The sequence below is a fragment of the Orbaceae bacterium lpD01 genome, assembly GCA_036251705.1.
Classification (GTDB): domain Bacteria; phylum Pseudomonadota; class Gammaproteobacteria; order Enterobacterales; family Orbaceae; genus Utexia; species Utexia brackfieldae.
In genome coordinates, this window is sequence record CP133959.1 from 1112838 (window position 1) to 1125447 (window position 12610).

Annotated in this window: 9 protein-coding genes and 1 tRNA gene; 7 read left to right on the forward strand and 3 right to left on the reverse strand. The window is 39.5% G+C overall.

All coding sequences use genetic code 11. The annotated features are described in order from the left end of the window. Positions 1-104 precede the first annotated feature (104 nt). On the reverse strand, positions 105-1982 hold the full coding sequence (locus RHO15_05040; protein ID WVD64874.1) for a PTS mannitol transporter subunit IICBA: 1878 nt from the start codon (positions 1980-1982) through the stop codon (positions 105-107). A 203-nt stretch (positions 1983-2185) separates the two neighbouring features. Next, entirely contained in the window at positions 2186-2536 is a 351-nt protein-coding gene (locus RHO15_05045) for a DUF4156 domain-containing protein (protein WVD64875.1), read from the reverse strand. A 204-nt stretch (positions 2537-2740) separates the two neighbouring features. Here RHO15_05045 and RHO15_05050 point away from each other — a divergent pair. The 5 genes from RHO15_05050 (at position 2741) to RHO15_05070 (ending at position 6950) form a co-directional block, all read left to right on the forward strand. After that, positions 2741-2817, forward strand: a tRNA-Ile gene (locus tag RHO15_05050). A gap of 356 nt (positions 2818-3173) precedes the next feature. After that, positions 3174-3593, forward strand: a complete 420-nt coding sequence (locus RHO15_05055) for an OsmC family protein (GenBank protein WVD64876.1) — start codon at positions 3174-3176, stop codon at positions 3591-3593. A gap of 230 nt (positions 3594-3823) precedes the next feature. Continuing rightward, positions 3824-5170: an APC family permease gene (locus tag RHO15_05060; GenBank protein ID WVD64877.1), complete on the forward strand. Its 1347-nt coding sequence runs from the start codon at positions 3824-3826 to the stop codon at positions 5168-5170. 335 nt (positions 5171-5505) lie between these two features. Beyond that, positions 5506-5718, forward strand: a complete 213-nt coding sequence (locus tag RHO15_05065; protein WVD64878.1) for a hypothetical protein — start codon at positions 5506-5508, stop codon at positions 5716-5718. A gap of 506 nt (positions 5719-6224) precedes the next feature. Continuing rightward, positions 6225-6950: a hypothetical protein gene (locus RHO15_05070; GenBank protein ID WVD64879.1), complete on the forward strand. Its 726-nt coding sequence runs from the start codon at positions 6225-6227 to the stop codon at positions 6948-6950. A gap of 790 nt (positions 6951-7740) precedes the next feature. Here RHO15_05070 and RHO15_05075 read toward each other — a convergent pair. After that, the gene (locus RHO15_05075; GenBank protein ID WVD64880.1) at positions 7741-7926 is read right to left on the reverse strand and encodes a hypothetical protein; all 186 of its coding nucleotides are present in this window, start codon (positions 7924-7926) and stop codon (positions 7741-7743) included. A 419-nt stretch (positions 7927-8345) separates the two neighbouring features. On the opposite strand from RHO15_05075, the gene RHO15_05080 reads away from it, so the two are divergent. Further along, positions 8346-11144 carry an autotransporter outer membrane beta-barrel domain-containing protein gene (locus RHO15_05080; protein WVD64881.1) on the forward strand — a complete coding sequence of 933 codons (2799 nt, stop codon included), beginning with the start codon at positions 8346-8348 and terminating at the stop codon, positions 11142-11144. 240 nt (positions 11145-11384) lie between these two features. Further along, positions 11385-12542, forward strand: a complete 1158-nt coding sequence (locus tag RHO15_05085) for a sugar diacid recognition domain-containing protein (protein ID WVD64882.1) — start codon at positions 11385-11387, stop codon at positions 12540-12542. Positions 12543-12610: the final 68 nt, after the last annotated feature.

The window sequence follows — 12610 nt, forward strand, 5'->3', positions numbered from 1 at the left end:
GACCTTAAATTAATGAGTTATTTCGTTGTGACTATCATGATGCGATGAGGTATCACGAAATGTAAAAGCGTAGCACTGATATCGTGCTACGCTTTGGGGATGACTTAGCCTAATATCGCTAATACATCATCGATGTTGGTGGTATTGGCTAATTTATCAATAATACCCTCTTCATCCAGTGCGCTGGTTAATTTAGCGATCACTTGTAGATGTTCGTTATTGCGTGCAGCGATAGCTACCACTAAACGCGCCATATCGTCGGCATCTTCACCAAACTGCACACCGCCAGGGTATTGGCAGAACACGATACCGGTTTTAAGCACTTTATCTTTTGCTTCAATCGTACCATGTGGCACGGCGATCGATTCACCCAAATAAGTGCTGGTGAGCTGCTCTCTGGCTAGCATCGCGTCAACATAATCCGCTTCAACGTAGCCACGTTCAAACAGTTTTTGACCGGCAAAGCGAATCGCTTCTTCTTTTGACGTTGCGGTTAAACCCAAGAAGATATCCTCTTTAGCCAGACTAAATGCGGGCGCTTCAGGCTCTGCTTCTTGCGCTACAGTTCCTTCACTGTGGCTTTGAGCTTGCTGTTTTGATGCCAGTGAACTGACTAGCTGATTATAGAGATCACTATCTAAGAAGTTACTCAGTGAAATATGATGCGCATTAGGCACTTGTTCTTTTGCTCGGGCCGTCAAGTCTTTATGCGTAATCACAATATCAACATCAGATGGCAGATTATTAATCGCCATATTGGTAACGTTGATATCCAGACCGGCATCTTGTACTTTTTTACGCAGCACGCCAGCACCCATCGCACTTGAACCCATACCGGCATCACAAGCGACAATAATTTTTTTCACCTTAGCTAAATCAAAGTCAGCAGCGCTGATTTGACCTTTTGATTGACTCTTCATTGCTGAAACATCATTTTTAGCATCTTCCAAGTTTTTATCACTGTGTTTTGAGCTTTTCAGTAAGATAGCGGCAACCACAAAGGTCACGATACAAGATACGACGACTGAAGCCACAACACCTAATATCGATCCTTTTGGTGTAACGGCCAGTACCGCAATAATCGAACCCGGTGAAGCGGGTGAGTTTAAACCGGCATTGAAAACGGTTAAGGTAAATACGCCTGACATGCCACCTAAAATCATCGCAATGATTAAACGTGGATTCATGAGTACATACGGGAAGTAAATCTCGTGGATACCACCAAAGAACTGGATGATCGCCGCGCCGCCCGCTGAACTTTTCGCTGAACCTTTACCAAAGAACATATAAGCTAATAACAGACCAAGACCTGGACCCGGGTTAGCTTCAATTAAGAAGAAAATTGATTTAGAGTGCTCGGCTGCCTGCTGAATACCTAAGGGTGAGAAGATACCATGATTGATCGCATTATTTAAAAACAGAATCTTAGCGGGCTCAACGATAATTGAGGTTAATGGTAACAAATTGTTTTGTACCATAAAATCAACGCCATGCGCTAAAATATTTGAGGCGTGAACTACCGATGGACCAATTGCGAAGAAAGATAGTAGGGCTAAAATCATGCCGATAATACCGGATGAAAAGTTATTCACTAACATTTCAAAGCCGCTTTTGATTTTGCCATCAACTAAACGGTCAAATTGCTTAATGACCCAGCCGCCTAAAGGACCGACGATCATCGCGCCAAGGAACATTGGGATATTCGACCCCACAACTACACCCATGGTGGTGATGGCACCGACGACCGCACCACGCTCACCATAAACTAATTTACCGCCGCTATAACCAATTAACAGGGGAAGTAAATAGGTGATCATTGGGCCAACCAGTTGGGCGATTGTCGCATTTGGCCACCAACCCGTTGGGATGAACAGGGCAGTGATAAAACCCCAGGCAATAAAGGCGCCAATGTTTGGCATAACCATATTGCTCAGAAAACGTCCAAATTTCTGAACGCTTAATTTTAAATTTGATGTAGACATAAAGTATTCCATTGAGTGAAAGTCATGGCTATTGTATGAGGTTATCCCGATCGAATTCATCTCAATTTATTAAAAAATGTGAGATAGATCACACTTTGGTTCTCGTCACTGCTTTTTATAATGTGATCTATGTCACATTTTTGTCGATTAAGTAAAAAAATAGCCCTATCGAGAGCGCTATTTTTATCAGATGGCGAGGTGGATTATGGGCATTTATAGACTTCACCCGCCATAACGGCATCAGTCGGCACTAACTCTGAAACAATTTGCATGGTGGCATCTTGGGCATTAAAGATAACATTGCCCCCCATCGCGCCCGCTCGGTTTTGCAGATCTTTGGCCGCTTCACGGATCAGCTCGCTGTGGGTTTTGGTGCCAGCAAAGAAACTGCTGCGACGGCCTTCGGTTTTGCCGAGTAACTGGCAGTCACTACCTGGTTTAACATCCACAAATTTGACTGCTTCGCCGGCCGTGGTTAGCTGGGTGCCGGATGTGCCACAGGCGGTGAGAACCATTGCGGCAGAGGCGATTAAAAGACATTTTTTTAAAGACATGTGCATTCCTTATTCAAGTCATCAATGTACCAAACCAATATAATGGATTGTGTCAGCTTAAGCCAGCCAATTTCTTATTCAATACACAAATTCTGTTTATAAACTGCGCATTTAAGATCATAATCGTCAATATACTCTTTTTTTTAATCTGAAAAACTAGTCAAATGCGGATAAGTTGATTATAATCCCAATCCTCTTCACTATGGCCCCTTAGCTCAGTTGGTTAGAGCAGTCGACTCATAATCGATTGGTCACTGGTTCAAGTCCAGTAGGGGCCACCATTTATTGACGTATTATTATAACAAACGAGTGCGATACCTCTTATTTTTACCAGCGTTAATACCCTCACTAAATTTGTAAAATTATCACCATTACATGCCGATAACGTGTCGTTAAGAACGAATCCACTTTAGCGGATAATATAGCGGGTTTCTAGGCTTGTTTAGGTCTAAAAAATCTGCTGATTGAGTTAGGTTTCAAGACTCCCACCATATGTTACTATTTTTCTCTGCAAAATAAGCCCTTTTGGGGGCGTATGATTTTCTCAAATAGGTTTAAAATATTAAGCGGTTGATTTTATTGGTTAAACAACATAAAGTATCCTCAACTTGGTTGCATATTTTAAGAGGTAAACGCTATGACAGATCGTTTAAAATGGGTTGACGGGTTTTGTTTTATGGGTGAAACCGCTAGCGGTCACTCGTTAGTGATGGACGGCGGCATTGAACATGGTGGGCGTAATCGTGGCGCCAGGCCTATGGAGTTATTGCTACATGGCGCAGCAGGTTGTATGGCTTATGATATTATCGCCATTTTGAAAACGGCCAAAGAAGATGTCCGTGACTTGTGGATTGATATTGAAAAGACACAAGCACCATCGTCACCCAAAGTGTATACCAGCATTAATTTTCATATTGTCATTACGGGTAAATCAGTCTCTAATGAGGCGGTTGAACGAGCGATTAAACTTGCTTCAGAAAAGTATTGCAGTGCATCAATTATGTTAGGTAAAACGGCACAAATGAGCTATACCTATGAAATCCAAGAGCTAATATGAGTTATCCTTTAGATTTATAACTTACCTGAATGGGGAGCTCTTTTATTATCTATTATTAGTGTTAGCCTCTGTTTGCACAGCCTAGTTTACATCAACAAGCCTTGTTGCAAATAGCGACACAATACGTATATAACCCATGTCTATAGGATAAAACCGATTTATGCTTAATTGATTGGAATCAGTTTAATTAAGCTGTTCGGTCATTAATCGAGTTATTACAGAGAAAGGCTATGCAACAATTAAATAAAAGTATGCGTTTTAGAGATTTGGTCATTCTTGGATTGCTCTTTATGGGACCTGCAGCGCCAGTTGGCTTATTTGGTGTGCTTGATGCGATTAGTGATGGCGCCATTGCATTGGTCTATATTGTGTCTACATTTGTGATGGCATTCACGGCTTTCTCTTATGCTAGAATGTCGAGCGAGTTACCGCATGCCGGTTCAGTTTACGCTTATTGTTCGGCAGGTATTCATCCGCATGCCGGTTTTTTAGTCGGGTGGCTGCTTTTACTGGATTACCTGTTTATTCCTGCCGTGGCCTATCTGTTTAGTGGTATTTCATTAAATGCAATTATGCCATCAGTGCCTGTTTGGGTTTGGACCTGTATTGCTGTTGTGCTCACGACCACATTAAATTTAATCGGAGTCAAGAAATCAGCTAAAATAACCTTACTGATTTTAATCGTTGAAATTGTTGTGTTAGCCGCAGTTTTATTTGCGGGGATCTGGATCTTAGCGACAAGTGGTATTGAGCGAGACTGGTTGGTTCCTTTCTCTGGTGGAGAACGATTTAGTTGGGGTAACCTGTCTACAGCTGTCTCAATTGCAGCACTTTCCTATCTTGGTTTTGACGCGATTGCGACTTTTGCTGAAGAAAATGGTGGTGAACGGAGTTTGGTCAGTAAAGCGATTATCGGTTGTCTGATTTTAGCGGGTGCCTTGTTTGTGATTCAAACCTATATTGGCGCGCTACTGAGTCCTTATTCACCGGCATATTTACGAGCTAACCCTAGCCTGCAAGGCAAAGCCTACTACGATATAGTTAACCAAGAATTGGGTCTTTATCTGGGTTGGTCATTAGGTTTGATGAAGGCTATTGGTGCTGCCTTTGCAGCGATGGTGGGTCAAGCCGCGGCAAGTCGTTTATTATTTAGTATGGGACGAGATAAACGTTTACCGCCAATACTGGCGAAGGTTGGTAAGCATAGCGGTGTACCTACGATTGCGATTCTTTTTGCGGCTGCTTTTAACTTCTGTCTTGCGACCAGTGCGGCAAACAACGCAAAAGGGCTACCCACGTTAGTTTCTTTTGTTGATGTCGGCGCGTTAAGTGCGTTTATTATGTTGCACATCGCCGTGATTGGCTACTTTAGATTTAAAAAGAACAATATTGGTTTATCCTCTTTATTGTCTGATATTATCATACCCATCATTGGGATCTCAGTCCTACTGCCCGTGTTATTATATATAAATCATGATGCTAAAATCGTCGGAGGTATTTGGTTGCTTATTGGGGGGCTGATCCTATTTTTAAATAAAAATAAACCCACATTACAATGGATTGATCACATAAAATAGTGCATGACTACGGCATAAAGTTAACGGTTAAGATTGGTATGCACAGATAAATTGGATAGGGCTATGCGTTGTGATGAGCTTGTGCCTAAGAACATGGTATGGTGGATACTTAAGCGCTTACGGCAGGCTAAACAAAAATATCAAAACCGCCGCAGCGGTTTTGATTAAAGTGTGTCAGATTAATCAAAATAGACATAGTCAATATTTTGGCCGATAAAAACATGAATATAATCAAAACCAAAATACTACTTGCTGTTTTTTGTGGTATTTTCTCGACTTCAAGCTTTGCATTAGATTCGTTACAAGTAATTTGTAGCAAATACAATGGTACAATGTTGAGTACACAAGAAGTACAAGGTCTTTATGCTAGCTCAATCTCAAATGTCGTCAGTATTCAGGCAGATAAGGTTTGGTATCATATGGAGTTTACTAATAACGCAGCAACATTTGTATATGATCTGAGTAAAACGGCATTTATTACCAAGCGAAGCATTGAGGTTTGTGTTGATAAAAATGGCGATTATTTATTAGGTGTGCAATACGACTAATCCCTTCTATACAGCAAATCACTTAGATGATTACAACGTAATTATTGATCTAACTAAGATTAACTTTTGTTTAATAACTTTTTAACTCGATATCTATCTCTATCTCTATCAATGGCCACCGTTTTGATCCTTTATCACCATAAGTAAACCTCTTTAACGATGATGAAGATTGAACACGACTGTGATGTTTAAGTCTTACAATAAGCAAACTGGAAACTATTATTACGAAAAAATAGAGGACTATTTTATATCCTAATATTGTTTCATCGCATCGTTATTTGGGGCAAAACGCAATCCATAAAATGAGATAAAATGAGATAAAAAGAGATGATTTAATCACTCTCAGATAAGTGCGACCAAAAATTCGCTAAATCTATCGATTTAAACTCAATACCATAAGCACTTAACTAGATAGCTTAGTTATATTTACAAAACAGGTGGTTCAAGACTAACCAATCACTATTGATAGATCACAACTTTTATCCATCAAATTATATGAGGAATTTATGCGTAACAAAAATAGTACTATTTTACCTAAAGGGCTAACCAACCTTAAAGATGGATCAATTATAATGCCAAAAGGGGATCTGCGAGTCGGCTATCCACAAATTTGCTTACGTTCAAACCGAAAACCAGAACCGACTGATATGGAAGAAATTTGTAAAATTGCCGATGAAGCTGCGGCGGAGTTTCCTGATGATCCGAACGCGCACGCTAAAGCGGTTGTAAAAGCATTGAATAAAATTTGCGGTGGCGGTAGTTTAGGCCATGCTTGGATTATTGTGTTTGAAAGTGAAAATGTGACGGATTCAAATTGCCACCGTTACGGTTACCATGAAGGTGTTGGTTACACCAAAAATAGAAGCAATGATCGTCCTGAGCGTGGTTTTGCTTATCAGTTGAGTTTGCCGATCAGCCAACAGCAAATGATGGATCTGGAAAATAGCGTGATTCCACAATTGAATGATGAAAGTACTGAATTGGCGAAAAACTTCCATATGGAGCCAGGTCCAGGTGACAAAGGCGTTTACACACCAATTACTAACTGTACTTGGTTTGCGGGTAATGTTTGGAATCTGACGATGCAGCAGTCAATTGAATTTAAACAGCCATTTGCAGGTAAAGATCATGCTGAGAATTGGGGGATTGATTATCTAAATGAAGTGGAAGAGGTGGCTGATCCTGGTTATCTGGCGATGAAAATGTCACAAGTTATCCCTCAAAGTGAATAACTTACTTAATGCGTTGGTTTACAAAACCGGCGCATAACGACAAGCTAGCTAATCGGTGATGATGAATCTCATAGGATTGAAATTAATAAGGCGTAAGATATGGTTGTACAGTAGTTACTCCTCTCTTGATGTTACGCCTCGAAATTAAACATTTCATGAGCAATAACAATCAAACAAGAAACTGGCTACGGCTTATTTATAGATAACCCATTTGAGAGATCCAAGTCAGCACATTGACTTAGACAGTAAAATAAATGATAGAGTAATCTTATATATAGTATTTTTGTTCAAAACTTAATACGACCAAGATTACTCGTCTTTTAATCAAAACATGATAAACTAATAATGAGTTAACCTATCGCTACCTTTCTGGGCAAAGCGTAAACGTTCTTAATGGATACTTTTTAACATAGGTCTTAATAATAAATCCACTATTGATAAAATACATCTCGTAGTAGCAGTATGCATAAAGACCATTACTTAATGCCCCTAATAGCCTAATGGATGTTAAGTTCGCATAAGCCGATGATGATGGTAATATTAATGTCAAGCTCAATACAAGACTTATCATTCTAATCAATTTTTTCATATTTATTTTCCCTTGGTTGTTTATGTTGTTTCCAATTAGTATAACGACTTATTTTTTTTAACATTATGATTATCTTTGACATAATCATAAGTATCAAGAATCAATCCACTGACTTTCAAAATATTTTTAGGTTTATCGATGATAACTCGGTCACCTATGCCGATCTCTAAGCCCACGCTTTTTACCTCTTTATTCAACTGCTTAATCAATTAGATAGCCTGCTTTATATTCAGCTTTTCCATTTGTTGGCTCATAAGATGAGAAACCCAAAATATCTAATAACGGTAAGATTAAAATTTGCTTGGTGGTCGCTTCAGTTGAGTAGTGAGTATCAACTTTTTGGACATAATCTGCATGATTATTTAATTTAATCCTAAAATTATTCATTCCGTCCCTTTAACCAATAAGATTATCTTTATACATAAATTTTATCACTAATTAATCCAAATTATTAGAATAATTACATTTTTTTATAAATTTTAGGTACGAAGATTCGAATTTCGCTTAGGATTTATTCGCTTACATTCGGATTATTTAACGTTAGTTGAAATAGCTGTATTTTTATATTCACAGCGTTAAACGTTGTCACAGCTATCTTTTCATCTCATGCTGGGAGATTTTTGGCCAAGAATAATTTTTAATTTGATGGATAACGATGCTAATTGTATGAAAATTGTTAAAAAACAGTATAGAATAGATGGAAATGATCACTTTTTAGTCAGTTAAAGTGATTAGATTAAGTTTATATTATTACTTTCATAATCATTATTTCATTTTTACCGTACTAGCATAGGATGAATTTAGGGATGAAAAATAGTCGAAAATTATTAACAGCCACGATAACGATGATATTAAGTACTCATTATACCTCGTCAGTACATGCCACTGATTACCAACCATTAAATGGCGGTAGTATTGTCTTAAATGACGGTGATACTGTCTCATCGATTGATGAAGGACAGAAGTACGGTATCAATGTCACCACACCAACAGACAGTTTAACCATAAATGGTTCTGCCGATATTACTGTTGAAAGTGATCAAGTGGTAAATGGCGTTACTATCAGCAACACCAACACAAATGATTTGGGCGATGGTACCTCGATAAACACGACCGGTAATGGTGTTGCTGCAACGGGTCTACAAATCGGTGAAAATACGACAGAGGTCAAAGGAACTCACTTAACCATCAATACAAAGGCGACAGGTGGCTACGCATACGGCATTAATGCAGGTCGCTATAGTCAGATCGATTTAGGGGATAGCAGTGTCATTAATACTGACGGTAATGCATTAGGAATTGGGATTTATGGGCTAGTCGGTAGCCATATTCAGGCTAATGCATTGAACCTGAGTATCACCAATCCTAATGGTTATGGTATTTACCTGACGAATGCTTATTTGGATTTAGGTCGTGATTCTGTGATTAAAACGGATACCGCAGATGGCGGCATTCAAGTTTCACAATCGAGCTCACTCAAGGCTGATAATTTAACTGTGATAACGACTGGCTCTGATGGCATTAATCTACAGGAAGGATCAACCACTGATTTAGGTTCAAATACGACAATCTTAACGCAAGGGGCGAATACCAGTGCACTATCGGCCTATGGTCAAAATTCATTAGTGAGGGCCGATCATCTCAGTACCACAGCAACAGGGATGAACAGTTATGCTATTCAAGCTTCTAATGGTGGCACTATCAATGTTGGTGCTGGTAGTTCAGTGAATACCGTACAAGGTGATGCTATCTCTAGTGCGAAATCGACAATTAATTTTTTAGGCAGTGAGACCGAACGTAATACGATCACAATAAAGGCTAAAATGGCTGTTCAATCTGGTGGGATTGGGGCGCAGGTAAATTTAGCTAACACTGATATTCAGGCTGATAACAGTGCGAATACCGATAAAAAAGTGATTGGACTCTATGCTAATACTAATGGTGTAATTAACGCTGAAAATACCAACCTGACCATGTCTGGCTTAGCTTACTCTGCTTACGCGCAAAAAATGGGCAAGATCAACTTAACGGGTCATACCCGGATTATTGCTAATGATGATCCGGGCAGTTTAGCACTGGTAGTGAATGGTGATGGGTCGGTCATTAATTTGGATGGTCGAGTCAATATTGATGGTAATATTCATGCCGAGGAGAAAGGACTGATATCAGCCAATCTGACTGCCGGTTCACTGTTAAATGGAAAGGCGACATTAGCTGATGCCAGCAGTGAGATCGATTTTACCATGGATAGTAGTACTTGGAATGTAAGCGATAATTCGCAAGTTTCTAGCCTTAATTTAAATCAGAGCAATATCAGTTTCACTCAGACTAACAGGGCCAATCAGTCTGATTATGTCACGCTAACCACTAATTCGCTTATCGGTAACGGGACATTTGACATGCGCACCGATATTGTTGGCCAAAAGGGCGATCTATTAACGGTGAATGGTCAAGCGCAAGGGACTTATCAATTAAATATCCTGAATAATGGCGCAGCCTCAACGTCCGGCAATGAAACCTTGACGGTAGTAAAAACCACAACCAATGATGCCGATTTTTCATTAGCCAATAAAGTTGAATTAGGGGCTTATGAGTATGAGTTAAGAGCGGTTGATGGATCGCCAAATAATTTAGAGCTCTATTCTGCCAGTAGCTCAAATAACGGTGGAGGCGGTAATTTAACCACTACTGCTAAAGCTGCCACCAGTTTCCTAAATATCGGTTATTTTACCAATTACATTGAAAATCAAACGCTACTGCAGCGTTTAGGTGATCTACGTAATGGCATGCTCTCTGGTACGCAAACTAATGGCTTATGGTTAAGAGCATTTGGCGGTAAATTAGATTCATTTTCAGACAGTTTAATGACTGATTTTGATATGCGTTATAGTGGAACTCAACTCGGTTTTGATACACCGGTTTCGGTAGCGCAAGGGCAGTTAATGATCGGTGCTATGGTCGGTTATACCCAAACTGATCCCAATTATCAAGCCGGCACAGGTAAAAACAAAAATATTTCAGCGGGTATTTATGCAACCTATTTATTAGATAATGGCTTCTATTTTGATGCAACGTTTAGATATAACAACATGAGAAACAACTTCAATGTTTATGATACTAAAGGGGCCAGTGTGGCAGGTAAAGGCCGTACAGAAGGTCTATCACTATCAGCTGAAATCGGCAAACGAGTTTGGTTTGCCGATGACAAACAAGGCTTCTATATCGAGCCACAACTCCAAATCACCTATGGCTATCAACATGGTGATAATATAAATGCCAGTAATGGTTTGACGATTAAATTAAGTGATTATAATAGTGTCTTAGGCCGCGTCAGTGGCATCTTGGGTTATCAAATTAGTGGCAATAACCCAGTTAATGTCTATGTCAAAACCGGCCTACTCAGTGAAATGAGTGGTAGTGTAGATTACCGCTTTAATGGTAGTGGACCTAATCACTATATATTCCGTTCTAACTGGTTTAACAATGGTTTAGGTGCCAATATCAGTTTTTCCCATGTTCATCATATTTATGCTGAAGCTGATTATTCAACGGGTCATGAGTTTAACAACTTGATGTTTAACATTGGTTATCGTTACGCTTTCTAATCTGAATTCAAAAATACCCAGCGTTTGCTGCTGGGTATTTTGCTGTGTTATTTTCATTTTATAGTGTGATGTCGATTGCTCATACCTCATACCTAATACTTCATAGTGCGGTTCTGATAGTTTATATTGAGTCTTGTTATCTTTATCACAAAATTGCCATCGTTATTTTATAACATATTGAATATAATCTATAAATCATGGTGTAATGAGTCTATTGACACCTGACTATCAAACAATTTAATGAACAATGATAACTTAACCCCACACATCGCCCAAAATATTGTTCAACGGACTATGGCGATTATCAATTGCAACATTAATGTGATGGATGAACATGGCCTAATTATTGGTAGCGGTGATCTGGAGAGAATAGGTGAGTTACATGAAGGCGCAATATTGGCTATTACACAACAAAGAGTCGTCTCAATTGACTCAGCAACCGCACAAACGCTACAGGGCGTTAAACCAGGGATTAACCTACCACTTAAACACAACCTCAAAATCGTTGGTGCGATTGGTCTAACTGGCGAGCCTGAGCAGATTACGCAGTTTGGTCAATTGGTGTGCATGTCAGCTGAGATGATGATGGAACAAGCTCAGCTTTTAAATCAACTATCTCAAGATAATCGTCTGAAGGAGGAGTTAATTCTTTCACTGATTCAGTCTGATGATTTATACACACATCTTGCCGAGTGGGGGCGTAAGTTACAGATTGATCTTGAGCTAGCAAGGGTGGTGGCGGTGCTGGAAGTCGACAGTGGGCAGCTCGGGATTACCACTGCGATGGCTGAGTTACAATATTTACAAAAAACCGTCGAATCAACGCTAAAACATAGCTTAGTCGCGATTCAATCATTAAATGAAATAGTCATATTAATGCCTGCACTGAATCGTTTTAAACGTTGGGATATCGCTGAACACCAGCTTAAGCTAGAAAATCTAGTAAACCAAATTAAAAGTCAAAATCAACTTGATGTGCGTATTGCGCTTGGAAACTTCTTTACTCAAAAAGATAAGCAAATCGCCAAATCCTATCAAACCGCTAAAACTACCCTGCTGGTGGGTAAACAGCGTTCGCTCACTAAGCGTAATTACGCTTATCAAGCGCTAATTTTACCGGTATTACTTCATGGATTAAGCTATAACTGGCAAGCAGAAGAGTTGCTGCTACCGCTGAAAAAATTAGCCATAGCGGATCATCATGGTGGATTACAAAAAACCTTACAAACGTGGTTTCACCATAATTTACATAACAGCCAAACAGCGCAAGCGTTATTTATCCATCGTAATACCCTAGAGTATCGGTTACATAAGATCGCTAAATTAACCGGATTAAATCTGGATAAATTCGACGATCGAATGCTACTCTATATCGCGTTACAGCTAGATAAGCACTAGCGAGTTGAGCGCGTATTATTGAGTGACAATCTTAACCTGCTTTTCAGCAGTGGTATTATAGATATGCA